The organism is Arsenicicoccus sp. UBA2120 (assembly GCF_002330965.1).
GTDB classification, from domain to species: Bacteria; Actinomycetota; Actinomycetes; order Actinomycetales; family Dermatophilaceae; genus Arsenicicoccus; species Arsenicicoccus bolidensis.
In genome coordinates this window covers 25,744-50,686 of sequence record NZ_DCYC01000097.1, presented here as the reverse complement: position 1 = coordinate 50,686, position 24,943 = coordinate 25,744, and the positions used below count along the sequence as shown (strand labels likewise).

Below are 24,943 nucleotides of genomic sequence, written 5' to 3'. Positions count from 1 at the left end.
CCACTCCACGGGACTCTTACCGCGAACCGCGACAGCGGCCCACCCCGCCGCACCGGACGAGCCGAGACCAGGACACCGCTAGCCCAACGCGTCATCGAGGCCCGCACCACCGCCATCGACTCCCTCACGGCCGCGGTGATGACAGCCCGTGAGCAGATCCACGGACCCTGGCCGGCGCCACCCGAGCAACTCGGGATCCGGGAACGCGTCGCCATGCTCGAACCCCACGCCGACTGGCTCGACACCACGCACCCCGGCCTCGCCGCCAACCTCGACGCAGCCGTCAGCCAGCTCGAGGACATCGTCTACCCCGACCGCTCCGACCGGCAGCGCATCGGCTACTGCCCTCGCGCAGTCGACGCCAAAGACGGGCACGGGCAGGTCACCTGCGGTGGCCCGGTCGACGCGTACCCCGACCCGCCCGACGCGCTCGGCAGGGTGCACTACACCAGCGCCCAATGCCGGTGGTGCCGCTGCGACGCCGTCCTGCCGTGGTGGGCCGACCAGCTGCAGGCCACCGCCTACAAGACCCTCGTCACCACCCGCGAGCTCGTCAGCGTCCTCGCGTTCGAGGTGGGCCTCGCCACGAGCACCTCCACGATCCGGACGTGGGTCTCGCGCGGCATCCTGCAGGTCTCGGGCCGCGGCGAACGCGGTGCCGTCCTGTTCAACCGCGCCGACGCCATCGCCACCCTCCGCGCCCGACACATCGCGGCCTGAGGACGACATGGACTACGAACTCCTCGCCCGCCACCTCGAGCCCCCCGTACGCCGGTGGGCCACGCCCGGGGACCTCGCCCGCCACGTGAACCCCAAGACCGTCAGGACCCCAGCCCTCGACCTCATCGACCAGGCCCTCGTCGACCTCATGGACACCCCTGACGGGCGGCTCATCGTCACCGTCGCACCCCAGGAGGGAAAGAGCTCCCGCATCTCGATAGACCTGCCCACGTGGGTCCTGACCCAGTGGCCGGACACGAGGATCGTGACCGCGTCATACGGGCAGGACCTCGCGAACCGCAACGGCCTCGCGGTCCGGCGCCGCATCCAGGCGCACCCCGACCTCGGGCTCCGCATCGCGAAGGACAACGGCGCGGCCGCTGAATGGTCCATCGAGGGACACGTCGGCGGCGTCAAGAGCGTCGGCATCGGGGCCGGCATCACCGGGTTCGCCAGCGACCTCATGATCATCGACGACCCCGTGAGGTCGTGGAAGGAGGCCTACTCCAAGACGTACCGCGACAGCGTGTGGGACTGGTGGCAGGCCGAGGCGAACACCCGTCTGGCGCCCGGAGCGCCGGCCGTGGTGGTCCTGACCCGCTGGCACCACGACGACCTCGCTGGCCGGCTCCTGACCCGCGGTGAGGGGTGGAAGCTGCTGAACATCCCGGCGCAGTGCGTGGACCCCGTCACGGACCCCTTGGGCCGGGCCGAGGGAGAGTTCATGCAGTCCGCGCGTGGCCGCACGCAGGAGCAGTGGGAGCGGCGCAAGCGTGAGGCGGGGTCGAGGAGGTGGGCGTCGCTGTACCAGGGGAACCCGACCCCGGATGAGGGGAACATCCTGCAGCCGGACTGGTGGCGCAGGTGGGACGCAGCCCCGTTCGTAGAGCGTCCGGACGGTGCTCGCATCATCCCGGACCACGCGGGGGTCGAGCTCTGCCAGTCCTGGGACATGGCGTTCAAGGGCACCGACAGCAGCGACTTCGTGGTCGGGCAGGTGTGGATGCGTCGGGGCCCGCGCATGCTGCTCCTGGACCAGGTCCGTGGCCGGTTCACGTTCACGCAGACGGTGGACGCGGTGCGGGGCCTGACGGCGAGGTGGCCGCAGGCAGTCGCGAAACTGGTGGAGGACAAGGCGAACGGGCCGGCTGTGATGAACGCTCTGGCGGCCGAGATTGGTGGCTTCATCCCGGTGCAGCCGGAGGGGTCGAAGCAGGCCCGCGCGTCGGCGATCAGCCCGCTGGTGGAGGCGGGGAACGTCGAGCTGCCGCCGACTGCGGGGCACCCGTGGGTGGAGGAACTCATCGACGAGGCCACCCAGTTCCCCGGTGGGGCGCATGACGACCAGGTGGACGCGCTGACGCAGGCCGTGCACCGGCTGGGGCTGGTCCCGGTCCTGTCGCCGGAAGTCGTGAACGCCGAGGACCTGCTCGGCGACGAGCTGCATCTCGACTGGATGGATGACAGCTACGGCGGCGACTGGCTCGACTGGATGCAGGCCCACTACTGACCGGCGGGAGCCTCGGCCTCCGAGCGCGTTCGTGTCCTCCTTGGGAGCGCTCGGACCGGGTTGGCTGAGGCTCCCGCCATCTCGACCGAGTGAACAGTGCGAGCCTTGCAGGATCAATCACACATAGTGACCTAATGTTGCTCACAGTAGTAATGTGGGACCCTTAGAGGAGCAGTTACCCCCACCGTTGAGGTATAACATGCGGCCGCTGACCAATGTTGCACACAATGATCAGAACGCCCGCTATCGCATCAGAAGGAGGTACCGATCATGACTACCACCGCCAAGATGGTTGTTGACTACATCGGCACCCAGATGCGCCTCAGCGGCAGGACGCAGCTCCTGAAGTTGCTGTACTACACGCAGGCATGGTCGCTCGCGTGGGACGGCGAGCCGCTATTCCACGATCGTATCGAGGCCTGGGAGCAGGGACCGGTGGTTGTGGATGCCTACTACCGCAGGAGTCCGCAAGGCCCTGCGCTGACCCCGGAGCAGCAGGCCACGATCGACGCGGTCATCGACCACTACGGCCGGTTCTATGGGAAGCAGCTGTCGGACCTCACCCACGAGGAGCACCCATGGAAGGTCGCTTGGGATGCTCGACCTGACCACGCGTCAAACCGGGGGCAAGAGGAGATCTCGCTGCGAGACATGCGTAGGGAATACACCCGTCAGTCGATGGCCGGGAGGGGCCCGAGGCGACTCGCTCAGGGCGTGAAGCACCTCAGCGACGACGAGGTGCGATGCACCGTTGAACGCAACGCCGAGCGATGGGCTGAAGCTCTCGCTCTGCTCGCCGGATGACGTACATGCTCACCGTGGATCAGGTCCTTCTGATCCACGGTGAGTTGCGTTGCACAGAGACCCTGACGAACCGAGGAGCCCTGGAGGCTGCCCTGGCCGCCCCTTTAGTGGAGTTCGAGGGTCACATCCCCTATCCCACCGTCGTGGCCAAGGCCGCCAAGCTCCTGGAGGCAATCTGCCGTGCGCACCCCTTCGGAGACGGCAACAAACGCGTCTCGTGGCTGGCATGCCTTCAGTTCCTCCAAGCCCACGGCATGGACATCGCAGATACGCCGGCCGAAGAGGTTGAGGTCTTCATCTTGACCGTGATCGAAGACCGCGGCGTGGACGTCCCACAGATCGTGGAGTGGATCCTGGACCACCTGGCCTAGAGCCCGCTACGGAGCTTCACCGCAGGTCAGAGCCGTAGCGCACCTGTAGCCTTGCCGCTACAGGTAGCAGCGACACAGAGAGGGCCGCTACCCCATCACGGGGTCGCGGCCCTCTCGACTGCCAGAGGTCAGGCCGCGTCGCGGTCACCCAACGCCTGCCGCAGCGCGGCCACGTCGAGCCCCCGACGGTTGACCCGGGCACCGTCCACGGTGCGCGCGATCTGCACCGCCCCCAGGCCGTGGGAGCGGGCCGCGGCCGACACCGCCTCGGCGTCCGTCCCGCTGTACGTCGCCGGCAACCGGTCTGCCAGCAGCCGAGCGAGGTCCTCCCACCACACCCGCGTCTCCCCGGCCGGCCACACCTCGAGCAGGTGGTCCAGGATCGACCGGGAGTCGTCGTCGGCAGGGATCTCCCCCGCCGCCATCCCCGACAGCAGACCGGCCGCGAGACGCGCCTGCCGTGCCCTTGCGGCGATCGTCTCGGCGGTGACCGTGTCGACGTACGCGGCCCGCACGATGACCGGGTCGTCGCCCTCACCGGCGAGGTACGCGACGCCGAGGTCACGGCGCCCGAACATCGTGGCCCTCACCCCCGACTTGTACGCGGACGTGCCGAGCACCATGTCGTTCTCCGTCTGCCCGGTGACCTTCAAGCAGAGCCGCAGCACCGCGTTCGCGCGGATCCCCGTCGGCAGGGAGTCCTTGTCGGGGCGCTGCGTGGCCACGAGCACCATGATCGCCACGGCCGGGCCCCGCTTCACGAGGTCGGTCACGAGGTCGGTGGCCTCGCTCTTGTGGGTGGCGTGCTCGAACAGCACCTGGCACTCGTCGATGCCCACCACGATCGGGTGCAGCCCGAGGTCACGCTTCGCGGCGAGCTCGTCGCTGACCTTCGCGTCGGGGCACACCGATCGGGGCAGCTCCTTGAGGGTCTTGTACCGGCGCCGCATGTCCGCGTGCACGGCCCGCAGGTCGGCCATGAGCGCGTCGACGTCCTCGGGCTCGTCCCCGGACCGGCAGTAGTGCGCGACCGCGGCCAGCGGCTCGAGGTCGGCGCCGCCCTTGAGGTTGTGGACGTGCAGCTCGCACCGCGGGTCCAGGGCCGCGCCGAGCAGCAGCAGCCGCAGCGCGGCCGTCTTGCCCATGCGTGGGATGGCGCCGATGACCATGCTCGCGAACATGAGCGTGATCGGGACGGGCCGGCCGCGCTGGTCGACGCCGAACGGGAACGGGTCGAACAGGTTCACGCGGCCCGCCCGGGCGAGGGGCCACGCCTCGGGCTTCGCTGACGACAACGCCCGATCCCCCACCCACAGGATCAGCCGGCCCGCGTGGGCGTCCTGGTCGACCTCGGGCCACACGCACCCCTCGGGGCGCCGCAGCCCGGACGCGAGCCGGTCGCGGCGCTCGATGATGTCGGTGGCGGTCACGCCGGGCGGCAGGTCGATGTCGGCGCGCCAGCCGGGCCCGTCGCGGTGGATCGGGGACGTGAACCGGACGCCGTTGCCGTCGCCGGCGCGCTGGGCCTTGTTCAGCTCTGCGATGCCGAGGGACTCCAGCGCGGTGATGACCAGGTCCGAGGTCAGGCGCGGGATCCCGACGTCGGTGGTGGACCGGGACGCGATGACGGTCTCCAGGCCGCGCCCCACCCACCCGAGCCACGACAGGACCGCCACGGCGGCAACGGCCGCGAGGACGGGCCGGGCGTCACCGGCCCGCCAGTAGCCCGCCAGGAACGCCAGCAGGGCCGCTGCGGCGGCGATGAGGGACACGATCGCGCGGGTCTGCATCGTCTCGCGGTGCTGCGCCTGGATCCGCGCGAACGCTGCGGCCTCGGGTGATCCGACCTGCGCGGCGCCGGACAGGTGCCGGCGTACGGTGCGGCCGTCCCGGTCGGACACCCAACCGACCCAGGCGACCAGGAGCCGGGCCGCTCCGATGGGTGACCGGGCCGCGAGGCGCAGCCAGTACAGCGGGACGCGGACGAGGTGGTAGGCGACGGAGTGCACGGTCCTGGCGGCGCCGTCGCGGGCCGTGTGCGCGAGGTAGGACCCGTCGCGCATCCACGACGGGATCACCTCGAGGCGGCCCTCCTGCCGCTCGTGCGGGGCGCGTGCGACGTGCGCGTCGACGAGCGTGCCGCCGGGCTCGACGACGAGGTCCTCCCCGGCCCCCTGCGGGGTCTTGGGCGGGGCCGGGGAGGTGTCTGGGGTGTGCTCGCCGCGCCAGCCCTGCGCGGCGGTCTGTCCGGCGGCCTGGGCCCGCCGGTGCAGCCGCGCGGAGCGCTTCGATGCGGCAGGCATGTCGACGATCTCGACGCCGGCGGGGGCGGTGACGCCACGGCCGGTGGCTGCTGTCGAGCTCATGCCGCGTCGCCGGTCGCCGGGGCGTGGGAGGCGGTGAACTCGCGGAGCGCCTCGGCCGCGGCGGCGACGTCGAGCGCGTAGGCCGTGAACACGGCGGGGCCGGCGCTCGGCGTGGGCGGGACGGTGTACAGGGACGGGTTGTCGTCGATGGCGTCGCCGGTGAGGGTGGTGCTGCAGGCGGCCTCGACCTCGTAGTCTTCGGAGCTCTGGTCGAACCGGGCCCGGTGGACGAGGGTGCCGTCGTAGTCGCGCAGCTCGGCGATGTGCTCGTCGGCGGTGACGGTGCACCAGGTGGGGCAGGCGGTGGTCTTGATCGCGTCGTGGATCGGGGTGGTGGCGATAGCGTTGCTGTTCATGGCGTGGAGGTTCTCTCTCTGCGTCTAGGCCCTCGTCCAGCGGTTCGATCGCTGCGGCGGGGGCCGCCTTCGTGTGTGGGGTGGCGGGGTGCGCGACCAGGGGTCGCTGCTCCAGGGGCCGGCGGGCCTCGCGTGCTAACGCGTTGCTACGTCGCCAGTCAGGACCGTCCGAGACAGGACCGGATACGGGGGTCCTCGTGCGTGCTCAGGCAGCACCAGACCGCGCGCCATAGCACGAGTCAGGACGTGCGCATCACGACTTTTAATCCGCGGGTCGTGGGTTCGAGCCCCACGGGGCCTACCGACATACCCGCAGGTCACAGGCCTGCAGGGTGCGGGTCGTCCGACGCTGATAGGCCTCAATCGGGGCGCGGCGGGCCAGGGTCCCCCACAGGCGGTCTCGCTCGGCGCCGTGACTCTCCCGGGGGACGACCCGCACCCGCCGCCCGTCGACGACCACGATCGCCTCGCCGGCGGACCGCAGGTTGCACCACCAGTCGGGCTGCCGGTCGGCACCGGCGTTCGTGGCGGCGACCACCAGGTCCTCGCCGCTGCGCACAAAGACCAGCGGCGTGCTCCGCAGCCGTCCGCTGCGCCGTCCGATCGTCTCCAGGACGAGCAGCCGGGCGCCGAACCACTGGTCGGGGACCCGACCGTCCCAGCACCGAAGGAGACGGGCATGAGCCCCGGAGAGCACGCGCAGGACCGCGGGCGCACCGGCCGCCAGCGATGCCAGACCTGACAACGCACCCTGGAGCGCGGACAACGGGGAGACCGCGGGGACCGGGCGCAGGGACGGCGACATAGCCCTAATATACGGTTACGTATATCCTCCTGTGCAGCCCCTCGTCCCGACGGCGGCGGCCACCGGGCTCGGGTCGTCCGGAGGTCGCGTGGTCGACCCCGACCCGTTGACGGGTGGGCCGGGCGACGATCTACTAGCTGGTAGCGCCCAACGGCGGGCGCAGACCGCACGGTCGCTCGACGACGAGACACCGGAGGACATCGTGACCGAGACGCCATCCATGCACGAGCTGCTCAAGGACGCACCCACCAACTGGGGCCGGTGGGGACCGGACGACGAGGTCGGTGCCCTGAACTTCCTGACCGACGACGAGGTGATGCGGGGGATCCGGAGCGTCAGGTCGGGGCGGGTCTTCACCCTCCAGCGGATGATCGGTCACCCCAAGGGCGACCCCGTCTGGCCCGGTCGCGCGCCGGCGGTCCGCACCCAGATCCTGGACGAGTCGAGCTGAGACGAGGGCGCGGGCGGACCGGCCTTCCCCGGCGGGCTGCACTATGCCGACGACAAGATCGACGCCTTCCTGCAGGGGTCCACGCAGTACGACGCCCTCGGCCACGTGTGGTACGACGGCCAGATCTGGAACGGCTACGACGCCCGGACGACCGTCGGCGGGCTCGACAAGGCCAGCATCGGCCCCATCGCCGAGCGGGGCGTCGTGGGACGCGGCATCCTCATCGACATCGCGCGCTGGCGCGGCAAGGAGGCGCTCGACCCGGCCGAGACCTTCACCCACGAGGACCTCGTGGCCTGCGCCGAGGACCAGGGGACGCCGATCGAGAAGCACGACGTCCTCGTCGTGCGCACCAACTTCCTCAAGCACTTCTTCGACCAGGGCGAGCGCTTCTACGACGACTTCTGCGAGCCGGGGCTGGTCTACTCCCCCGAGCTCGTCCGGTGGTTCCACGAGATGGAGATCCCCAACCTGGCGACCGACACGATCGCCAACGAGATCACCTACGACCCCAACAACGGCGCCGCCCTGCCGCTGCACTGCGCGCTGATGCGCAACCTGGGTGTGGCGCTCACCGAGATCTGCGACCTGGAGGAGCTCGCTGCCGACTGCGCGCAGGACCGGCAGTTCACCTTCATGTATGCCGCGGCGCCGCTGAAGGTCGCGAAGGCCGCGGGCACGCCGGTCAACCCCATGGCCATCAAGTGACCACCAGCACCGACCGTCCCTGGCTGTCGCTCTACCGCCAGGGCGTGCCGGCCGAGATCGACGCCGGGCACGGCTCGGTGCTGGCGGCCTTCGCCGCGACCGTCGCCCGCGACGGCGGCGCCCCGGCGATCCGCTACTTCGACGGCGTCCTCACCTACGCAGACCTCGACGCCCGCTCCTCGGCCCTGGCCGCGCACCTCGTCGACGAGGGGTTCGCGGCCGGGGACCGGCTGGCCGTCTACACCCAGAACGACCCCGCGTTCGTCGTGGCGCTGCTGGCCGCGTGGAAGGCCCGCGGGGTGGCCGTGATGGTCAACCCCATGAACAAGACGGACGAGCTGGCCTACCTGCTGGGTGACTCCGGTGCGACGGCGCTGGTCTGCCTCGACGAGCTGTGGGAGTCGGTGGCCGCACCCTTGGTGGGGTCGGGCGCGACCCAGGTGCGTTGCGTGATCACGGTGGCTGCCACCGACGACCAGACGCGCGACGACACCCGCGTGATGAGCACCACGGCTGGCACCTCGACCGCGGGAGCGGTGCCGCTGCGCGAGATCCTGGACCGGGCGCGTGCGACCGGCGGCGTCACCCTGCCGCGGGCGGAGCCCGGCAGCGACGAGGTCGCCGTCCTCACCTACACCTCCGGCACCACCGGCGAGCCCAAGGGTGCGATGAACACCCACGGCAACCTCGTCGTCAACGCCGAGGTCTATCGCACCTGGATGGACCTCGGCCCCGACGACGTCGTCCTGGGCGTGGCCCCGCTGTTCCACATCACGGGTCTCGTCGGGCACGTCTGCCTGTCGCTGCTGGCCGGGGCGTCCCTGGTCCTCACCCATCGGTTCGACGCCGCCGTCATGGTCGACGCGATGCGCGAGCACCGGCCGACCTTCACCGTCGGATCCGTCACCGCGTTCATCGCCCTGAGCGGTGTCGACGGGATCGCCCGGGACGACTGGTCGAGCTTCCGGTCCATCTACTCCGGGGGCGCGCCGATCGCTCCGGCGGTGGCCGACCGGTTCGAGGCGGCCACCGGCCACTACCTGCACAACATCTACGGCCTGACCGAGACCAGCTCGCCGTCGCACGCCGTGCCCCGCGGCGCGCGCGCTCCCGTCGATCCAGGCAGTGGCGCCCTCTCGGTGGGGGTTCCGGTGTGCGGCACCACGGTTCGCGTGCTGGGGGACGACGGTGAGGCGCTCCCGCCGGGAGAGGCCGGCGAGCTCGCCACGAGCGGCCCGCAGGTGGTGCCGGGCTACTGGCAGCGGCCGGAGGCCACCGCCGAGGGGATCCGCGACGGCGAGCTGCGCACCGGCGACGTGGGGATCATGACCCCCGAGGGCTGGTTCTTCCTGGTCGACCGCAAGAAGGACATGATCAACGCCGCCGGCTACAAGGTGTGGCCGCGCGAGGTCGAGGACGTCCTGTACTCCCACGACGCGGTCCGTGAGGTCGCGGTCGTGGGGGTGCCCGACGACTATCGCGGCGAGACCGTCAAGGCGTTCGTCTCCCTCGTCCCGGGCGTGACCGTCACGGGCGAGGAGATCGTGGCCTGGGCCCGGGAGCGCATGGCCGCCTACAAGTACCCCCGCGCGGTGGAGATCGTCGACGAGCTGCCCAAGACGACCACCGGCAAGATCCTCCGACGACAGCTACGCGACACGCAGGAGCAAGCACCATGAGCTATCACCCCGCCGACCCCGAGAGCATCTTCACGTATGGCGCCCCCCGGCTGAAGTTCGGCAACGGCGCCTCGGAGGAGATCGGCTACGACCTGTCCCTCACGGGCGGGAGGCGCGTGCTCGTGGTGACCGATCCCGGCATCGCGGCGACCGGCACGCCCCAGCGCGTCGCGGACCAGATGGCGACGTTCGGGATCGAGGCGCTGGTCTACGACCAGGTGCACGTGGAGCCCACGGACGCGAGCTTCCAGCATGCTATCGACCACGCGCGTGCCGCCGGACCGTTCGACGCCTACGTCGCGGTGGGCGGCGGCTCGAGCATCGACACCGCCAAGGCGATCAACCTGCTCACCACCAACCCGGCGAGCTGATGGACTACGTCAACGTGCCGGTCGGTCAGGGACGGGCGCCGTCCCAGCCGTTGCACCCGCTCGTGGCGGTCCCCACGACCACCGGGACGGGCGCGGAGAGCACCACGATCTGCGTGCTCGACGTCCTCGAGCAGCAGGTCAAGACCGGGATCAGCCACGCCGCGCTGCGCCCCACCATGGCGGTCGTCGACCCGCGGCTCACGCTCACCCAGCCGGCGGGCGTGACCGCGAGCGCGGGCATGGACATCCTGTGCCACGCGCTCGAGAGCTGGACCGCGAGGCCCTACACGACCTACGAGCGCAAGACGCCCGAGGAGCGCGTTCCCTACTGCGGCGCGAACCCGGTCTCGGACATGTGGTCCAGCCGCGCGATGCAGCTGCTCGCCACGTCCTTCCGGCGGGCGGTGCACCACGGTGACGACGAGCAGGCCCGCACCGACATGGCCCTGGCCTCGACCTTCGCGGGCATGGGGTTCGGCAACGCCGGCGTGCACATCCCGCACGCCAACGCCTACCCGATCGCGGGCCGGGTCAAGGACTTCCACCCGGAGGGCTACCCCCGCGAGGAGCCGATGGTGCCGCACGGGATGTCGGTGTCGCTGACGGCTCCGGAGGCCTTCCGCTTCACCTTCGACACCAACCCGCAGCGTCACGTCGAGGCCGCCCGCATGCTCGACCCGCAGGCCGAGATGACCGACGACCCGGCCGACCTCCTCCCGACCGTCCTCGCCCGGCTGATGCGCGACATCGGGATCCCCGATTGGTTGGCCGCCGTCGGCTACGACGAGAGCGACGTGGACCACCTCGTCGGCGGCACGATGAAGCAGCAGCGCCTGCTCGCCGCCGCGCCCAAGGACGTGACCGAGGACGACGTCGCGGCGATCTTCCGGGGGTCCTTCGCCAACTGGTGACCCGCACCCGTGGTCCCATGGGGTCATGACCCGACGCCCGAGGCGCAACGCCGGCAAGCCCCAGAGCGCCGACATCATCGGCCACCTCACGACCCTCGCCGCGTGGGAGGAGGGCCGGGATGCCGGCGCCTACACCACGTCGACGCACGGCCGCACGCTCGACCAGGAGGGGTTCATCCACTGCTCCTCCCCCGAGCAGCTTCCCGCGACGGCCCGGCGCTTCTACCGCGACGTGCCGGGACCGTTGGTCGTCCTGATCATCGAGCCGGCGCTGCTGGGCCGCAGCCACCTCAAGCTGGAGGCGGCGGAGGAGGGCGGCGAGACCTTCCCGCACGTCTATGGCCCCATCCCGCCGGAGGCCGTGATCTCGGCCGTGCCCGCCCACTTCGAGGACGGCGAGCTGCGGCTGGCGAGGTGAGGGCGTCCCCGACCCTCGCGACCGGCTGACGACACCACGGCTACCGCCTGGCGATCCGATCGATCAGGACTCCCCGTTCGCCGTGCGAAGGAGTAGGCCTGGTGGTACACGCCGGGCAGCCGCTCCGACGCGCACGAGCCGCGAGTCCCCAGGAGTCGCCATGTCGTCCACGATCCGGGTGCGCCGCCTCGCCGCCGCCACCCTCGCCACCCTCGCCACCGGAGCGTTGCTCCTTGCACCCGTGCCCGGCGCCTCCGCGTCCGTGGCTCTTGCCACCGGTCCGCCGGCCTCCACCTCGTCGAGCCTCGTCTCGTCCGCGCTGGGCGCTGCGGCGATCCCGCCTCCGGCCCCGGCGCCCGCGCCCGCCCAGGTGCCCGCCGCCCGACCACGCGGCCAGCGCACCCTCGGGGAGAGCGGCGACCTGCGCTTAGGCTACCTGCTGGGCGCGATCATGCTCGCCACGATGTTCGCCATGGCGGGGTACTTCCTACCCAACCCGCGCAAGGACCCGCACTGACCGGTCAGCGGTCACCGGGCGAGCGGTCGAGCGGTCGCCGGCACGCATAGAGCACGTCCGGCGAGGCGTCCGCGCGCCCCACGTCGAAGCGCCCCACGTCGACCCGCTCGATGTCGGCGTAGACCTGCCGCAACCGCCCCTCGAAGGCGTCGGACGGTGAGGCCGACCAGTAGACGCAGCTGCCGCCCGGCGCCAGGCGCCGGGCGGCCACGAGGAGGGCGGGGACGGCATACAGACCCGCGTTGCGCTCGTGGACCAGCCACTCGGGACCGTTGTCGGTGTCGAGCACGATGGCGTCGTAGGTCTCCTGCGTCGTCGAGAGGTGCTCCCCCACGTCCGCCCGGATGACGCGCAGCCGGTCCAGGTCCCGGCCGGACAGGCCCCAGTGCGCCCGGAAGTAGCGCTCCCACCACCGGACGACGAGGGCCTCGACCTCCACGACGTCGACGCGGCCCACCCCCGACTCCAAGGCCTGCACCACCGACGCCCCGACGCCGAGACCGCCGACGAGCAACCGCGCGCCGGGAGGCACCCGGGCCAGGGTCGCGCTGACCATCAGTCGCTCGGAGACCGTGAGGCGGGTGTCCATCAGGAAGACCCCGTTGGCGATCACCTCGAGATCCGACCCGTCGGTCCGCAGCACCAGCTCACCGTTGACCCCCTCGCCACGGTCGAGCACGACCAGCGAGCCGCCGGCACCCTCTCCGAATCCGCCGCCGGCGGTCACCGACGGCATGAGCCGCGTCCGCCGGGGTATGCGCGACGGGACCAACGACTGCCGAGCCGAAGGAGATTCACATGTCCTCCCGCACCTGGCTGCGCCGCGCGGCCGTGACCGCCCTGGCCGCTTCCGTCCCTCTCGCCACCGTCCCCGCAGCGTCTGCCGCACCGTCCGCGACGCCGCAGCGCCTCGTGGTCGCCGTGCCCGCCGACACCGCCAGCCCGACCCCCAGCAGCACCACCGAGCGCCCGGTCACCAAGGGCGAGCAGGGAGACCTCAGCTTCGGCTACCTGCTCTTCGGCGTGATCCTCGCGCTCGGTCTGGCACTGGGCGCGTGGTTCCTGCGGACGCGACGCGGCCGCCCCCAGTGACGGGCTCACCCCTGTGAGCTGCGGTGGCCGTTCTTGAGCTCCATCACCAGCTCGTCCAGGGCGCGAGCCAGGGTGGGCATCGCCACACGCACGCTCTCGTGCTGCTGGGCGGTGTAGTCGGGATTGCTGCCGTTCTCCGTCCACGCCCGGACCACGGCGTCCAGGACCTTGACGCGACGCTCGTCCATGGTGACCTCCTCGTCACTGGTTGGTGCAGGTCATCCTCGCACCTCGACGAGGAAGCGGCGCACCCACCCCCGGTGTCGGCCCAGGTGCGTCTCGAGGCCCGGCACCCGACCGACATACGGGCACCGGTTGGGCGCCCTGTCACCCTCGGTTACGGTCGCGACATGGACATCTCGATGGAGAGCTTCCACGTGGGGGGACGCAAGGTCGGTGCCCTCGTGCGACGTCTGACCTCCACCCAGCTGCGCAGCCTCCTCGTCTATCGCGACGGGCAGCGGCTGCAGCGCACCGACCACCTGCTCACGCACACCGGGGACGTGCGCGACTGGACATCCTGCTCGCTGAGCACGCCCGAGGGATCCACGTCAGCCCGGCGCACCGACCCCACGACGGTCGACGTCGACGGCACGTCCCACGAGATCCCCCGCGACACGATCCCGAGCAGTGCCCAGGCCGTGGTGCTGGAGCAGATGCTGGCCGGCTCGCACACCGACGAGGAGTTCCACGTGCTCGACGAGTCCGCCCCCGAGCACGCACCCCGCAGCGCCCACCTGAGCGTCGGCAACCCCGAGACCGTCCCGCTGCCCGGCCGTCCGGACCAGGAGCTCGGCACCGTCACGCTCTTCGTCGACGACTCTCCCTCGCACCACTTCTGGTTCGACAGCCACCACGTCCTCGCAGCCGACTGGCAAGGGCCGCGGAGCTACCGCGTCACCTCGCACGACGAGCTCCTGGCCGGGCTCGACGACGAGGTCGCCGCCGCCGTGCGGGAGTTCATCGCCTGACCAGCGGACGACCTGCCCCGTATGCCGGAGCCCGCCCCCTACCTCGTCGAGGCAGGCGGCGGGCTCCGGCATACGGAGTGAGTCGTCAGGCCAGGGAGGCCTGCTCCTCGCGCAGCGCGTCGACGAGTCGGCCCTGCGGCAGCTCGACGTCCGCGTAGGTGAAGTACTCGTCCTTCTTGACGTCGCGCCTGAGGACGCAGCCCTCGGCGACGCCCATAGGCAGCAGGCCCTCGTCGGCGGTGACGCCCGCGGCCTCGCACTGGCCGTAGGTGTCGTAGCCGCCGAGACCGTCGATCGTGTCGCCGGCCTTGAGGTCGCGCTTGGCGACCGTGATGACCTCGACGGTGGGCTTCCCGGCCGGGGTGATCGCGTAGTCCCCGAAGAGGACCGCGCGGGCCACGGTCAGCGGCACCTCGAAGTGGCACAGGTGGTAGGGCGTGTAGAAGGAGTACAGCGGCCCGTCGCCCAGCTTGTAGAGCTTGAGGTAGTGCTGCTGCTTGGGGTCGTCGTGCGTCGCGAAGCAGTAGACGCCCGGGCCGGGCTGAGCACCCACGACGTAGTCCACGACGCCACCGAGCTCCTTGAGCTGCTCGACGTCGTAGAGCTTGGTCGCCGTGTCGATGTGCTCACGGTGGTCGGCGCCCTTGAGGCCACGCTTCTCGACCGTCATGCCCGTGGCGTTGGCGACCAGCGCCTGCTCGAAGGACACCTTGGTGCCGTCCGCGAAGCTCGTCACCATGTAGGGGTCCTGGCCCCACTGCTTGGCGAACCCCTCCTGGGTGGTCGGGTTGCGGTACTCGTCCTGCAGGCCCTTGATGTTGCCCATGACCAGCGGCGTGAGCCCGATGGACTTCACGAAGCGGTAGAGGTTCATCTGGACGCCCGGCTGGTCGCCGTCGCAGCCCGTGATGATGACGCCCTTGGCCAGCGCCCGCTGCTTGAGCGCGTAGCCCACGGTCCCGTCGACCTCGGCGTTGAGCAGCACCACGTGCTTGCCGCCCTCGATGGCGTCGGCGACGACGTGCGCGCCGTACTCCACCGCGCCGGTGGCCTCGACGATCGCGTCGATGGACCCGGCCTCGGTGACGGCCTTGTGGTCGCTCGTGATCACGGCCTTGCCGGCCTCGACCGCGGCGTCGACGGCCGCGGCGTCCTCGCAGACCTCCCACTCCGAGGTCCCGGCCTCGGTGTAGGCGCGCTCGGCGTTGGCCTGGGTGCGGTTGACGATGGCGGCGACGACCATGCCGGGCACCGAGTTGGTGACCTGGTTGACGAAGCCGCGACCCATGAACCCGGCGCCCACGAGGGCGACGCGGATCGGGTTGCCCTCGGCCTCGCGCTGGGCCAGGGCGGTGTCGACGATGATCATGCATCCTCCTTGAGCTGCGCCTGGCGCGGGGCCGGGAGCGTCGCGGGCTTCTCGACGTCGTTGCGCTCGGCGAAGAGCGGCCAGGCCGCGTCCTTGTCCGAGATGACCTCGACCTCGCGGCCCCAGTCGATCCCGAACGCCGGGTCGTCGTGGCGGAAGCCGCGCTCGGTGTTGGGCGTGTAGGCGTGCGAGACCTGGTAGGTCACCTCGCAGTCGTCCTCGAGCGTCAGGTAGCCGTGCGCGAAGTACTCGGGCACGTACAGCGCCTGACGGTTGTCCGCCGTGAGCTCGACCTTGACGTGCTGCAGGTAGGTCGGGCTCTCGGGGCGCATGTCGACGATGACGTCGAGGATGCGGCCGCGGATGCAGCGGACCAGCTTGGCCTCGGGGGCCGGGTCGATCTGCTGGTGCATGCCGCGGATCGTGCCGGCCTTGTAGTTGTAGGACATGTTGCACTGGATCACGGCCGGGGTGAGACCGGCGTCCTCGAACTCCTGGGTGCAGAAGGTCCGGGCGAAGAAGCCTCGCTCGTCCTGCAGGAGCTTGAGGTCGATCAGGGCAGGGCCCTCGATGTCGAAGGTGCGGAACTCCATCAGACGATGCTCCCCGCAGGCTTGGTCCAGAACATCTGGTCGTCGATCTGCTTGGTGCGCATGAGGTGCTCCAGCTGCTTCAGGCGCGTGTGGCCGCGACCGGTGAAGGTCGCCTCGTCCAGGTCGATGGTCGTGAAGACCTCGGCGAGCTGCTGGGCGCCACGCTCGGCGTCCCAGTCGCTCGCGTAGCCCGGCAGCTGCGACGCGATCTTGTCGAAGTTGACCTTGTAGGAGCGGTTGTCCCCGGCGTTGTCGCCGAAGGTGACCTCGCAGCCCGGGAAGGCCGCGCCGACGATCTCGGCGATCTCGCGGACGCGCCAGTTGTGCTCGGTCTTGCCGACGTTGAAGATCTGCTGGTGCACGGCCTCGCGCGGCGCGGTGATGGCGCAGCGGATCGACTTGGCGATGTCGAGGGCGTGGACCAGGGGACGCCACGGGGTGCCGTCCGAGGTCATCGCGATCTTCTTGGTGGTGTAGGCGAGGCCCGACAGGTTGTTGAGCACGATGTCGAAGCGCATGCGCGGGGAGGCACCGTAGGCGGTGGCGTTGCGCATGAACGTGGGCGAGAAGTTGTCGTCACCCATCGGCAGGACGTCGCGCTCGACCATGGCCTTGCACTCGGCGTAGGCCGTCTGCGGGTTGACCTGGGACTGCTCGTCGACGACACCGTCGGCGACGCCGTAGACCGAGCAGGAGGACATGTAGACGAACCGGGAGACGCCGGCCTGCTTGGCCAGCTCGGCCAGCTTGACCGATCCCTTGTGGTTGACGTCGTAGGTGACGTTGGGGATCAGCGCGCCCAGCGGGTCGTTGGACAGCTCGGCCATGTGCACGATCGCGTCGTGGCCGCGGACGTCCTCGACGGTCAGGTTGCGGATGTCCTTGCGGAGCGTCTTGGCGCCGAGGTCGACGCCGTTGTAGAGCCATCCCTGGGCGTAGAAGCCCGTGTCGACGCCCGTGACGTCGTGGCCGTCGCGGATGAGCTCCGCGGCGACGAGACAGCCGAGGTAGCCCTCGGTACCAGTGACCAGAACCTTCATGTGTGTCAGCCCTTCCAGATCTTCCAGGGAGCCTTGTCGGCGTCCCACAAGCCGTTGAGTTCCTTCCAGTCGCGGAAGGTGTCCATGCCCATCCAGAAGCCCTCGTGCTCGTAGACGGCGAGCTCGCCGTCGCGCGAGACCTGCTGCAGGGGCTTCTTCTCGAGCATGTCCTCCTCGTCGATGTCGGCGAGGTAGCGGTCCACGAACTCCCGCTTCATCATGAAGAAGCCGCCGCTGACCCAGCCGGTCGCGAGGGTGGGCTTCTCGTTGAACTCGGTGACCATCTCGCCCTTGTCGTCCACGTGCATCTCGCCGTAGCGGCTCGCGGGGTGGACGCCGGTCACGCAGGCCATCTTGTCCATGCGCACGGCGTGCTGGACCTCCGCGCTGATGTCGATGTCACCGATGCCGTCGCCGTAGGTCAGCATGAACCAGGGTGCGTCGAGGTACTTGCTCACGAGCTTGACGCGACCGCCGGTCCCGGCGTCGAGGCCGGTCTCGACCAGCGTGATGGTCCAGTCCTCCTCGATCTCCTCGCCACCGACGAACTCCGGCTCCGCGCCGGGTCGCAGGACCACGTCGGCCGAGAGGCGGCGCCGGTCCAGGAAGTAGCTCTTGATGACGTCGGACTTGTAGCCCAGGCACAGGACGAAGTTGCGGAAGCCGTGCTCGTAGTAGGTCTTCATGATGTGCCAGACGATCGGCTTCTCGCCGATCTCGATCATCGGCTTGGGCAGCTTCTCGCTCGCCTCGCGGATGCGGGTGCCCTGGCCACCGCAGAGGATGACGACGGGGATCTGGGAGACGTCCACGGGAGCGCCCCCGGCTCCTGCTGGCTGTGCGTGGTCGACAGTCACGTGCTCTGCTTCTTTCTCTCGGACGAGAACGCCCGGCACCATCCGGTGCCCGGGCCAGCCGCGCCCCACCGACAGGGACGTCCCGACGTCGGGACGGTCACGTCTCTCCCCCGACCTCCGAGCCCGTCGCACCAGGTGCGGCGGCGCCCCCCTTCGAGATCTCGGGGAGATCACGGCCACTCATGACTCTAGGTGCGCCGCCGGGAGCCTGACGGGTGAGCCGGTTTTTCTCACAAGGATGCGCCAATCCGTGCGCGGAGAGTAGTTATCGAACCCGCAGCGTAGTGCCCGCGATGCCCCAGGACGTCCCTCGCCGTCACGCTTGCGAGGATCGTGCCCACAGGTTGATGCCGGCGTCGACGGCGTCGCGATCGATCTCCTCGAGCTCCTCGGGGGTGAGGTCGAGATGCCGCAGGGCGTCGAGGTTCTGGTCGAGCTGCTCCACGCTCGAGGCCCCGACCAGCGTCGACGTCATCCGGGGGTCGCGCAGCACCCAGGCCAGAGCCAGCTGGGACAGGGACGTCCCGCGCCGCTGCGCCACACCGGCCAGCGCCCGGACGTGCCGCAGGGTCTGGTCCGAGAGCTGGTCCGCCGACAGGCTCGACCCCGCCCGTGCTGCCCGGCTGTCGTCCGGCACGCCCTGGAGGTAGCGCTCCGTGAGCAGGCCTTGCGCCAGGGCGGTGAACGCAATACACCCCATACCCTGCCTTTCCAGCTCATCCAGCAGGTCCTCCTCGATCCAGCGGTTGAGCATCGAGTACGACGGCTGGTGGATGAGCAGCGGGGTGCCGAGGGCCCTCGCGATCTCGGCGGCCTCCCGGGTCTTGGCCGCGGAGTATGACGAGATCCCGACGTAGAGCGCCTTGCCCGACCGGACGGCGTGGTCCAGCGCCATCATCGTCTCCTCGACCGGCGTCTCCGGGTCGAAGCGGTGGCTGTAGAAGATGTCGACGTAGTCCAGGCCGAGCCGCTGCAGGGACTGGTCCAGGCTGGCGAGGACGTACTTGCGGGCGCCACCGCCCTGCCCGTAGGGGCCCGGCCACATGTCGTAGCCCGCCTTGGTGGAGATGACGAGCTCGTCGCGGAGCCCGGCGAAGTCGTCGCGGAGGTACTCCCCCATGTGGATCTCGGCCTGGCCGTAGGGCGGCCCGTAGTTGTTGGCCAGGTCGAAGTGCGTCACGCCGCGGTCGAAGGCGCGCCGCAGGATGGCCCGCTGGGTCTCGCGCGGCCGGTCCGTGCCGAAGTTCTGCCACAGACCGAGCGAGATGACAGGGAGCCGCAGGCCGCTGCGCCCGCAGCGTCGATAGAGCATGTCGCCGTCGTAACGGTCCTGCGCGGGGCGGTAGGCGTTCGTCATACGACCATCCAAGCGCACCGAGCCGGGGCGTGCCGGGTCAGCACTCGATGACGTTGACCGCGAGGCCGCCTCGGGCCGTCTCCTTGTACTTCACCTTCATGTCGGCGCCCGTCTCGCGCATGGTCTTGACGACCTTGTCCAGCGAGACGATGTGCGTCCCGTCGCCGCGCAGCGCGGTGCGGGCCGCCGTGACGGCCTTGACCGCCGCGACGGCGTTGCGCTCGATGCAGGGGATCTGGACGAGCCCGCCGACGGGGTCGCAGGTGAGGCCGAGGTTGTGCTCCATCCCGATCTCGGCGGCGTTCTCGACCTGTCCGGGCGTCCCGCCGAGCACCGCCGCCAGGCCGGCCGCGGCCATCGCGCAGGCGGAGCCCACCTCGCCCTGGCACCCCACCTCGGCGCCGGAGATCGAGGCCCCCTCCTTGATGATCATGCCGATCGCCGCCGCGGTCAGCAGGAAGCGGACCACCCCCAGGTCGTCGGCACCCGGCACGAACCGCACGTAGTAGTGCAGGACAGCGGGGATGATCCCGGCGGCGCCGTTGGTCGGCGCGGTGACGACGCGTCCGCCGGCGGCGTTCTCCTCGTTGACGGCGAGGGCGTAGAGGGTGATCCAGTCGAGCCCCCGCAGCGGGTCGACGTTGCCCTCCTCGAGGGCGAGTCGCAGCGCCAGCTCGGGGGCGCGCCGACGGACCCGCAGCCCACCCGGGAGCACCCCCTCGGTGGTGATGCCGTTGTCCACGCACTCCTGCATGACGCGCCAGATCTCCAGGAGCCCCGCCCTGACCTCGGCCTCGCTGCGCCAGGCGCGCTCGTTGTCGAGCATGACCTGGGCGATCGAGCGGCCGGTCTCCGCGCAGACCGCAAGCAGCTCGTCACCGGTCCGGAACTCGTGCGCGACCGGGGTCTCGTCCTCGACGATCCGATGGCCGCCGGACCCGTCCTCGACCACCACGAAGCCGCCACCCACCGAGTAGTAGGTGCGCTGCACCGGCTCCTCCAGCCCCTCGACGACGGCCTCGCAGGTCATGCCGTTGGAGTGACCGGGCAGGGACCGGGTCCGGTGCATGACGAGGTCGGTGGCCTCGTCGAAGTCGATCTCGTGGCGTCCCAGCAGCGCCAGCCGCTTGGTCGCGCGCATGTGCGCGAGACGGCCCTCGACGGCGCGGGGGTCGACGAGCTCCGGCGCCTCTCCGGACAGCCCGAGCAGGACCGCCTTGTCGCTGCCGTGGCCGTGGCCCGTCGCGCCCAGCGACCCGTAGAGCTCGACCCGCAGGCTCGTGACCCGGTCGAGCTGCCCGTCCGCCTCCAGCGACCGGACGAACATCAGCGCCGCGCGCATCGGGCCCACCGTGTGCGAGCTCGACGGCCCGATACCGATCGAGAAGAGGTCGAAGACGCTCAGTGCCATGCCCTGACCGTAGGTGACCCGCGCCACCTCGGCCAAGCCACCCCCTGCGGTGCGACGATGGCCGTATGCCGAAGCCCGCCGCCACCGGACCCCAACGCCACGGCTCCGCCTCCGCCGAGCCGATCGCCGACACCCTGACCCCCGACGCCGCCGGGGTCGTCCTGGCCCTGCGCCGCATCTCGTTCCTGCTCGAGCGGGCGCTGGAGTCCAGCTACCGCATCAAGGCCTTCCGCGGGGCCGCGGCCACGCTGGGGGCGCTCGGCGACGACGAGCTGACGACCCGCGCCGCTGCCGGGACGCTGCAGGACCTGCCCGGGATCGGCAAGGGCAGCGAGGCGATCGCGCAGGCGGTGCTGCGCGGCGAGGAGCCCGTCTACCTCGCCCAGCTCGAGGAGCGCGAGTCCGCACCCCTGGCCCGCGACGGCCAGGAGCTCGTCGTCCTGCAGCGCGGCGACCTGCACAGCCACTCTGACTGGTCGGACGGCGGGTCCCCCATCGACGAGATGGTGATGACCGCGGTCGAGCTGGGGCGGGAGTACCAGGTGCTCACGGACCACTCCCCCCGCCTCAAGGTCGCCAACGGCCTGTCGCCCGAGCGTCTGCGCAAGCAGCTCCAGGTGGTCGCCGGTGCCAACCAGATCGTGCCCGGCAGCTTCCGGCTGCTGTCGGGGATCGAGGTCGACATCCTCGACGACGGATCGCTCGACCAGGAGCCCGACCTGCTCGAAGAGCTCGACGTGGTGGTCGCCTCGGTGCACTCCAAGCTCAAGATGGAGTCCGCCGCGATGACGCGCCGCATGGTCGCGGCCGTCAGCAACCCGCGCACCAACGTGCTGGGGCACTGCACGGGCCGGCTCGTCACCGGAGGCCGAGGCAAGCGGCCGCAGTCGTCGTTCGACGCCCGCGTCGTCTTCGAGGCGTGCGCCGCCCACGACGTCGCGGTCGAGATCAACTCCCGGCCGGAGCGGCAGGATCCGCCGGACGACCTGATCACGCTGGCGCTGGACGCCGGGTGCCTGTTCGCGGTCGACACCGACGCGCACGCGCCGGGGCAGCTGGACTTCCAGCAGCTGGGGGCCGAGCGGGCCTGGCACCTCGGGGTCCCAGCCGAGCGCATCGTCACCACCTGGCCGCGAGATCGCCTGCTGGAGTGGGCCGCTCGACGCTGACTCCGACCCGATTAGGAGTTCTCCGCCGCCGTCCCCTATGCTTTCGGAGTCCTCGACGGGCTCGAGCTACTAGAGCGCTAGCGGCAGAGGGCCCGAGAGATTCGGGTCCCCATCGTCTAGCGGCCTAGGACCCCGCCCTTTCACGGCGGTAGCACGGGTTCGAATCCCGTTGGGGATACAGAGCATGTACGATGGACAAGTTGGTCACGGCCAGCGAGTTGTCGGAGTGCTTGAGGTAGTCACTCCTCACCCTTTGGCCCCGTAGCGCAGTTGGTTAGCGCGCCGCCCTGTCACGGCGGAGGTCGCCGGTTCGAGCCCGGTCGGGGTCGCCAGTCTCTCCCTCGGGAGAGACTTCGCGATATCTTGAGGATGTCGCGAGGCCAGGTAGCTCAGTTGGTACGAGCGTCCGACTGAAAATCGGAAGGTCGGCGGTTCGACCCCGCCCCTGGCCACCAGCAAGCCGCATCCCGACCGGGGTGCGGCTTCGTCGTTCTCGCTGCGGCTCCCCCCGCCTGCGTGCGCCTGGGGCCGCGCATCCCCCTCGTCGGCGCGGCCCCGGCGCAGCACCATGACATCCCGCCCGGCACTCAAGTGCGACGCCCACCTTTTGAGGGGTGCTCACTCGGGGTCGGTGGGCAGGTGCCGGCCGAGGGCCAGACCCAGCTGCTGGGACAGCCAGCTCTTGCGCGGGGCTCGCGCCTGGCGTGGACCGGCCCCGGCGCTGACACCGCCCGGCAGCGCATCACCCAGCCGGTGACGCACCGACCGGATCGCCCACTCGTCGCTCGGGTGCGCGACGTGCGCCTCGTCGTTGAGCACCATGTCGGCGACCGGCGACGACTCGGCGATGTCGATGGCCGCCTGCACGTCGGGGGCGCGCTCGTAGCCCAGGGCCGCCCAGTCGATCGAGGCCCGGCGCGAGGAGAACGTCCAGGGCTGGGTCACCGCCCGCACGAAGGTCTCACGGTCCTGGTCGACCTCGAAGTGGTCGAAGACGTAGTCGACCCCCGCCTGCACGATCCGGCGCGAGATCAGCTCGTTCTCTCGGGCGTAGGCGCTGATCAGGATGATGCTGGTGACGCCGGCGGGAGTGTGCCGGCGCACCTCCTGCGCGAGCCGCGCGCCCGGGAAGTGGTCGTGCGCCGGGATCGAGTCCACGCCCGAGCGCCGCGCCGCCGCGGCCCGGCGCTCGGGAGACCTGCGGTCGTGCCCGTCGAGCACGGCGATGTCGACCTGCCCCCAGCGGGTGCCGAGCGCGAGGGCACCCTCGAAGTCGAGGGCGTCGACCTGGGCGTCGGTCGCCTCCCGCAACCACAGCTGACGGGCGTCCCGGACGCTCGGGCTGTCGTCGACGATCACGATCCTCATCCGCGCCCGCCCGTCCTCATGCCAGCCTCGCGCGGGTCTCGGCGAGCAGCCTGCTCACCCGGCGCAGGTCGTCCGCGACCCCCTCGCGCAGCTCCCCGGCGTCAGCCCCGGCGACCAGTCGCTGCCCCTGCTCCACGACCGTCGTGAGGTAGTCGAGCTCGGCACCGGCCGCCGCACGTCGGGCCGCCTCGGTGCGGGCCTGCGCCTGGGCGCGGGCCTCGACCTGGACCTCGTTGCACGCGTCGTCCAGGGTGCGGCTGACGCACTGCGACCCCACATAGGCCATGAGCGGCCACACGAGCTCGGGGATCGCGAACCTCAGGGTGCCCTCGGTCGCCAGAGCGGTCAGCACGAGGCCGAGCACCAGTGCGGCGCGGCAGGCCAGGACGGCCCGTCGCGGCCGCACGACGAGACCAAGCATCATCGCCCACCCCACCATCGGCATGTTGAGCATCATGTCCTCCGGCCCGCGCGGCCCGTGACCGGCGAACCAGAGTCCCCCGAGGCAGGCTATCGGCACGGCACCGCTCAGGGCCACCAGGGGTTCCCCGGCGGTCCCCAGCGGCGCAGGACCCGATGGGCGACCACCGTGGAGAGGAGCAGGAGCGCGGCGACGGGCAGCGCGATCGCCGCCGGCACGACGGAGTGCTGGGGCACCGCGAGGATCAGCACGTATGCCGCCATCGCCGCCACGCCGGCCGCCGTCACCGACAGGGACAGCGGCTGCCCGTCCACCGCGGGCAGCACGACGGTCTCGTCGTCGACCTGCACCGAGACCTCCCCGTTCGGGCCGACCGTCGCGCTCCGGACCCGGACGACCCCACCTCCGCGTCCGGCGAGGTGCTGCCACAGCAGGCGCGCCTGAGACCGGCTCACGACGACCGTGCCGGCCGACGGGTCGACGTCGAAGAAGGTGAAGCGCGAGGCGTCGGGCTCGCTGGACCGGGTGGCCTGGGAGTAGACGTCGCAGGCGTCCCGCAGGTAGTAGGCCTCGGCGCGGGTCGCCCGGCCGAGCTGCTGCTTGTGCTGGGACACGGCCTTGCGCAGCTCGGTCGCCTCGTCCACCCCGGCGCCACCCAGGGCGAAGATGGTCACCTGCAGCTGGTCGATGGCCTCCGCACCGACCCCCGTCACGACGGCGTTGCGCCCCGCCAGGCGGGCGGCGGCCAGCGACGCCTGCGCCGAGCGCTCGACGAGGGCCTCGTGACGCCGGACCTCCTCGGCGACGAGCCACACGAGGGACCGGCCGAGCAGCACGCCGATCAGCACGAACCCCGTGGTGACCACCAGGTAGGGCTCCGAGCCGACCAGCGACCTCGCGGCCGCCGTCACGCCGATCGTCACGGCGGTCAGCACCAGGCCGGTCGACAGGCGCCGCGCCGACACGAAGGCGACGAGCGGGATCACGACCATCACGGCGGCCGTGTGGGGGTAGTGCGCCCAGCCCAGCAGCGACCACACCGTCGCGTCGACGAGGTCCGCCGCCACTCGCCACCGGACCCCGGGGCCGCGCCCGGCCCGCAGCCGCGACCACAGCCACAGGTCGTGGACCACGCACAGGGCCAGCAAGGCCCAGCGCCGGGGGTGTCGGCCCACCCCCACGTCCCCACCAGCAGCCAGAGGCGCGCGGTGAGTCGCACGACGAGGGTGACCGTCGCCTCGTTGCGATGGACGGCCCTCAGGGCCACGGCGCTCAGGCCGCCGACTGGTGGTGCCACGTCGTCAGGAT

The 24,943-nt window shown here is 70.9% G+C and carries 28 protein-coding genes and 3 tRNA genes; 17 read left to right on the top strand and 14 right to left on the bottom strand.

Annotation, left to right across the window (positions count from 1 at the left end):
- The 4 genes from B2P18_RS16935 to B2P18_RS16920 form a co-directional block, all read left to right on the top strand.
- Positions 1–720, top strand: a 720-nt coding sequence (locus tag B2P18_RS16935; protein WP_286961679.1) for a hypothetical protein, incomplete at its 5' end; no start/stop codon positions are given.
- Between the two features lie 7 nt (positions 721–727).
- The gene (terL, locus tag B2P18_RS16930; RefSeq protein ID WP_286961678.1) at positions 728–2,230 is read left to right on the top strand and encodes a phage terminase large subunit; all 1,503 of its coding nucleotides are present in this window, start codon (positions 728–730) and stop codon (positions 2,228–2,230) included.
- Between the two features lie 270 nt (positions 2,231–2,500).
- Positions 2,501–3,034 carry a Panacea domain-containing protein gene (locus B2P18_RS16925; protein WP_286961677.1) on the top strand — a complete coding sequence of 178 codons (534 nt, stop codon included), beginning with the start codon at positions 2,501–2,503 and terminating at the stop codon, positions 3,032–3,034.
- On the top strand, positions 3,031–3,405 hold the full coding sequence (locus B2P18_RS16920) for a type II toxin-antitoxin system death-on-curing family toxin (protein ID WP_286961676.1): 375 nt from the start codon (positions 3,031–3,033) through the stop codon (positions 3,403–3,405). Before B2P18_RS16925 ends, B2P18_RS16920 begins: the two co-directional genes overlap by 4 nt.
- A 128-nt stretch (positions 3,406–3,533) precedes the next feature.
- Here the strand turns inward: B2P18_RS16920 and B2P18_RS16915 are convergent, their stop codons facing one another.
- The 3 genes from B2P18_RS16915 to B2P18_RS16905 form a co-directional block, all read right to left on the bottom strand.
- Positions 3,534–5,771 carry an FtsK/SpoIIIE domain-containing protein gene (locus B2P18_RS16915; protein ID WP_286961675.1) on the bottom strand — a complete coding sequence of 746 codons (2,238 nt, stop codon included), beginning with the start codon at positions 5,769–5,771 and terminating at the stop codon, positions 3,534–3,536.
- The gene (locus tag B2P18_RS16910; RefSeq protein WP_286961674.1) at positions 5,768–6,127 is read right to left on the bottom strand and encodes a hypothetical protein; all 360 of its coding nucleotides are present in this window, start codon (positions 6,125–6,127) and stop codon (positions 5,768–5,770) included. The genes B2P18_RS16915 and B2P18_RS16910 overlap by 4 nt, the downstream gene beginning before the upstream one ends.
- 298 nt (positions 6,128–6,425) lie before the next feature.
- Positions 6,426–6,932, bottom strand: coding sequence for a nitroreductase/quinone reductase family protein (locus tag B2P18_RS16905; protein ID WP_029210765.1), 507 nt, complete (start codon positions 6,930–6,932; stop codon positions 6,426–6,428).
- A gap of 31 nt (positions 6,933–6,963) precedes the next feature.
- On the opposite strand from B2P18_RS16905, the gene B2P18_RS16900 reads away from it, so the two are divergent.
- The 7 genes from B2P18_RS16900 (at position 6,964) to B2P18_RS16875 (ending at position 11,987) form a co-directional block, all read left to right on the top strand.
- Positions 6,964–7,383: a hypothetical protein gene (locus B2P18_RS16900; protein ID WP_286961673.1), complete on the top strand. Its 420-nt coding sequence runs from the start codon at positions 6,964–6,966 to the stop codon at positions 7,381–7,383.
- Between the two features lie 36 nt (positions 7,384–7,419).
- Complete coding sequence (locus B2P18_RS16895) at positions 7,420–8,091, top strand: cyclase family protein (protein ID WP_313535057.1); 672 nt, start codon at positions 7,420–7,422, stop codon at positions 8,089–8,091.
- Positions 8,088–9,770 carry an AMP-binding protein gene (locus B2P18_RS16890; protein WP_286960140.1) on the top strand — a complete coding sequence of 561 codons (1,683 nt, stop codon included), beginning with the start codon at positions 8,088–8,090 and terminating at the stop codon, positions 9,768–9,770. The genes B2P18_RS16895 and B2P18_RS16890 overlap by 4 nt, the downstream gene beginning before the upstream one ends.
- On the top strand, positions 9,767–10,141 hold the full coding sequence (locus B2P18_RS18800; protein ID WP_349677495.1) for an iron-containing alcohol dehydrogenase: 375 nt from the start codon (positions 9,767–9,769) through the stop codon (positions 10,139–10,141). The genes B2P18_RS16890 and B2P18_RS18800 overlap by 4 nt, the downstream gene beginning before the upstream one ends.
- On the top strand, positions 10,141–11,052 hold the full coding sequence (locus tag B2P18_RS16885) for a hydroxyacid-oxoacid transhydrogenase (RefSeq protein ID WP_349677494.1): 912 nt from the start codon (positions 10,141–10,143) through the stop codon (positions 11,050–11,052). Before B2P18_RS18800 ends, B2P18_RS16885 begins: the two co-directional genes overlap by 1 nt.
- 25 nt (positions 11,053–11,077) lie before the next feature.
- Positions 11,078–11,470, top strand: a complete 393-nt coding sequence (locus B2P18_RS16880; RefSeq protein ID WP_019286890.1) for a DUF952 domain-containing protein — start codon at positions 11,078–11,080, stop codon at positions 11,468–11,470.
- Positions 11,471–11,630: 160 nt separating this feature from the next.
- Positions 11,631–11,987 (top strand): hypothetical protein, encoded by a 357-nt coding sequence (locus tag B2P18_RS16875; RefSeq protein ID WP_286960137.1) that lies wholly within the window; start codon positions 11,631–11,633, stop codon positions 11,985–11,987.
- 4 nt (positions 11,988–11,991) lie between these two features.
- On the opposite strand, the gene B2P18_RS16870 is transcribed toward B2P18_RS16875, so the two are convergent.
- Positions 11,992–12,723 carry a hypothetical protein gene (locus B2P18_RS16870; RefSeq protein WP_286961671.1) on the bottom strand — a complete coding sequence of 244 codons (732 nt, stop codon included), beginning with the start codon at positions 12,721–12,723 and terminating at the stop codon, positions 11,992–11,994.
- Positions 12,724–12,785: 62 nt separating this feature from the next.
- Between B2P18_RS16870 and B2P18_RS16865 the strand changes: the two genes are divergently transcribed.
- The gene (locus tag B2P18_RS16865; RefSeq protein WP_239261317.1) at positions 12,786–13,079 is read left to right on the top strand and encodes a hypothetical protein; all 294 of its coding nucleotides are present in this window, start codon (positions 12,786–12,788) and stop codon (positions 13,077–13,079) included.
- A gap of 5 nt (positions 13,080–13,084) precedes the next feature.
- Here B2P18_RS16865 and B2P18_RS16860 read toward each other — a convergent pair whose 3' ends face one another.
- Complete coding sequence (locus B2P18_RS16860; protein ID WP_286961670.1) at positions 13,085–13,267, bottom strand: hypothetical protein; 183 nt, start codon at positions 13,265–13,267, stop codon at positions 13,085–13,087.
- A 162-nt stretch (positions 13,268–13,429) separates the two neighbouring features.
- Here B2P18_RS16860 and B2P18_RS16855 point away from each other — a divergent pair, with 162 nt between their 5' ends.
- Positions 13,430–14,050, top strand: a complete 621-nt coding sequence (locus B2P18_RS16855) for a hypothetical protein (protein ID WP_286961669.1) — start codon at positions 13,430–13,432, stop codon at positions 14,048–14,050.
- Positions 14,051–14,135: 85 nt separating this feature from the next.
- Here B2P18_RS16855 and B2P18_RS16850 read toward each other — a convergent pair whose 3' ends face one another.
- The 6 genes from B2P18_RS16850 to B2P18_RS16825 all read right to left on the bottom strand — a co-directional run bounded on the left by B2P18_RS16850 (position 14,136) and on the right by B2P18_RS16825 (position 20,677).
- Positions 14,136–15,419 carry an NAD(P)H-dependent oxidoreductase gene (locus B2P18_RS16850; protein ID WP_019284944.1) on the bottom strand — a complete coding sequence of 428 codons (1,284 nt, stop codon included), beginning with the start codon at positions 15,417–15,419 and terminating at the stop codon, positions 14,136–14,138.
- Positions 15,416–16,012: a dTDP-4-dehydrorhamnose 3,5-epimerase gene (gene rfbC / locus B2P18_RS16845; protein ID WP_286961667.1), complete on the bottom strand. Its 597-nt coding sequence runs from the start codon at positions 16,010–16,012 to the stop codon at positions 15,416–15,418. Before rfbC ends, B2P18_RS16850 begins: the two co-directional genes overlap by 4 nt.
- A complete protein-coding gene (locus tag B2P18_RS16840; RefSeq protein WP_019284946.1) occupies positions 16,012–17,052 on the bottom strand; it encodes an NAD-dependent epimerase/dehydratase family protein in 1,041 nt (346 codons plus the stop codon). The genes rfbC and B2P18_RS16840 overlap by 1 nt, the downstream gene beginning before the upstream one ends.
- 5 nt (positions 17,053–17,057) lie before the next feature.
- Positions 17,058–17,909, bottom strand: coding sequence for a sugar phosphate nucleotidyltransferase (locus tag B2P18_RS16835; protein WP_051274011.1), 852 nt, complete (start codon positions 17,907–17,909; stop codon positions 17,058–17,060).
- Between the two features lie 316 nt (positions 17,910–18,225).
- Entirely contained in the window at positions 18,226–19,266 is a 1,041-nt protein-coding gene (gene mgrA / locus B2P18_RS16830; RefSeq protein WP_286961665.1) for an L-glyceraldehyde 3-phosphate reductase, read from the bottom strand.
- A gap of 37 nt (positions 19,267–19,303) precedes the next feature.
- Positions 19,304–20,677 carry an L-serine ammonia-lyase gene (locus B2P18_RS16825; protein WP_029210772.1) on the bottom strand — a complete coding sequence of 458 codons (1,374 nt, stop codon included), beginning with the start codon at positions 20,675–20,677 and terminating at the stop codon, positions 19,304–19,306.
- Between the two features lie 65 nt (positions 20,678–20,742).
- Between B2P18_RS16825 and B2P18_RS16820 the strand changes: the two genes are divergently transcribed.
- The 4 genes from B2P18_RS16820 to B2P18_RS16805 all read left to right on the top strand — a co-directional run bounded on the left by B2P18_RS16820 (position 20,743) and on the right by B2P18_RS16805 (position 22,301).
- Positions 20,743–21,846 (top strand): PHP domain-containing protein, encoded by a 1,104-nt coding sequence (locus tag B2P18_RS16820; RefSeq protein ID WP_029210773.1) that lies wholly within the window; start codon positions 20,743–20,745, stop codon positions 21,844–21,846.
- A 105-nt stretch (positions 21,847–21,951) separates the two neighbouring features.
- A tRNA-Glu gene (locus B2P18_RS16815) sits at positions 21,952–22,024 on the top strand.
- Between the two features lie 77 nt (positions 22,025–22,101).
- Positions 22,102–22,178 (top strand) — tRNA-Asp (locus tag B2P18_RS16810).
- Positions 22,179–22,224: 46 nt separating this feature from the next.
- Positions 22,225–22,301 (top strand) — tRNA-Phe (locus tag B2P18_RS16805).
- A gap of 163 nt (positions 22,302–22,464) precedes the next feature.
- Here the strand turns inward: B2P18_RS16805 and B2P18_RS16800 are convergent.
- Genes B2P18_RS16800 through B2P18_RS16790 form a run of 3 tightly spaced genes read right to left on the bottom strand, consistent with a single transcriptional unit; the run spans position 22,465 to position 24,810 of the window.
- Positions 22,465–23,214 carry a response regulator gene (locus tag B2P18_RS16800; protein WP_286960135.1) on the bottom strand — a complete coding sequence of 250 codons (750 nt, stop codon included), beginning with the start codon at positions 23,212–23,214 and terminating at the stop codon, positions 22,465–22,467.
- A gap of 16 nt (positions 23,215–23,230) precedes the next feature.
- A complete protein-coding gene (locus tag B2P18_RS16795; protein WP_019284953.1) occupies positions 23,231–23,752 on the bottom strand; it encodes a hypothetical protein in 522 nt (173 codons plus the stop codon).
- Positions 23,743–24,810, bottom strand: a complete 1,068-nt coding sequence (locus B2P18_RS16790) for a hypothetical protein (RefSeq protein ID WP_156911161.1) — start codon at positions 24,808–24,810, stop codon at positions 23,743–23,745. Before B2P18_RS16790 ends, B2P18_RS16795 begins: the two co-directional genes overlap by 10 nt.
- Positions 24,811–24,943 lie beyond the last annotated feature (133 nt).

Coding starts and splice junctions, on each gene's coding strand:
- terL (WP_286961678.1), top strand. CDS start 728: ATGGACTACGAACTCCTCGCCCGCCACCTCGAGCCCCCCGTACGCCGG.
- B2P18_RS16925 (WP_286961677.1), top strand. CDS start 2,501: ATGACTACCACCGCCAAGATGGTTGTTGACTACATCGGCACCCAGATG.
- B2P18_RS16920 (WP_286961676.1), top strand. CDS start 3,031: ATGACGTACATGCTCACCGTGGATCAGGTCCTTCTGATCCACGGTGAG.
- B2P18_RS16915 (WP_286961675.1), bottom strand. CDS start 5,771: ATGAGCTCGACAGCAGCCACCGGCCGTGGCGTCACCGCCCCCGCCGGC.
- B2P18_RS16910 (WP_286961674.1), bottom strand. CDS start 6,127: ATGAACAGCAACGCTATCGCCACCACCCCGATCCACGACGCGATCAAG.
- B2P18_RS16905 (WP_029210765.1), bottom strand. CDS start 6,932: ATGTCGCCGTCCCTGCGCCCGGTCCCCGCGGTCTCCCCGTTGTCCGCG.
- B2P18_RS18800 (WP_349677495.1), top strand. CDS start 9,767: ATGAGCTATCACCCCGCCGACCCCGAGAGCATCTTCACGTATGGCGCC.
- B2P18_RS16885 (WP_349677494.1), top strand. CDS start 10,141: ATGGACTACGTCAACGTGCCGGTCGGTCAGGGACGGGCGCCGTCCCAG.
- B2P18_RS16880 (WP_019286890.1), top strand. CDS start 11,078: ATGACCCGACGCCCGAGGCGCAACGCCGGCAAGCCCCAGAGCGCCGAC.
- B2P18_RS16875 (WP_286960137.1), top strand. CDS start 11,631: ATGTCGTCCACGATCCGGGTGCGCCGCCTCGCCGCCGCCACCCTCGCC.
- B2P18_RS16870 (WP_286961671.1), bottom strand. CDS start 12,723: ATGCCGTCGGTGACCGCCGGCGGCGGATTCGGAGAGGGTGCCGGCGGC.
- B2P18_RS16865 (WP_239261317.1), top strand. CDS start 12,786: ATGTCCTCCCGCACCTGGCTGCGCCGCGCGGCCGTGACCGCCCTGGCC.
- B2P18_RS16860 (WP_286961670.1), bottom strand. CDS start 13,267: ATGGACGAGCGTCGCGTCAAGGTCCTGGACGCCGTGGTCCGGGCGTGG.
- B2P18_RS16855 (WP_286961669.1), top strand. CDS start 13,430: ATGGACATCTCGATGGAGAGCTTCCACGTGGGGGGACGCAAGGTCGGT.
- B2P18_RS16850 (WP_019284944.1), bottom strand. CDS start 15,419: ATGATCATCGTCGACACCGCCCTGGCCCAGCGCGAGGCCGAGGGCAAC.
- rfbC (WP_286961667.1), bottom strand. CDS start 16,012: ATGGAGTTCCGCACCTTCGACATCGAGGGCCCTGCCCTGATCGACCTC.
- B2P18_RS16840 (WP_019284946.1), bottom strand. CDS start 17,052: ATGAAGGTTCTGGTCACTGGTACCGAGGGCTACCTCGGCTGTCTCGTC.
- mgrA (WP_286961665.1), bottom strand. CDS start 19,266: ATGACGAACGCCTACCGCCCCGCGCAGGACCGTTACGACGGCGACATG.
- B2P18_RS16825 (WP_029210772.1), bottom strand. CDS start 20,677: ATGGCACTGAGCGTCTTCGACCTCTTCTCGATCGGTATCGGGCCGTCG.
- B2P18_RS16820 (WP_029210773.1), top strand. CDS start 20,743: ATGCCGAAGCCCGCCGCCACCGGACCCCAACGCCACGGCTCCGCCTCC.
- B2P18_RS16800 (WP_286960135.1), bottom strand. CDS start 23,214: ATGAGGATCGTGATCGTCGACGACAGCCCGAGCGTCCGGGACGCCCGT.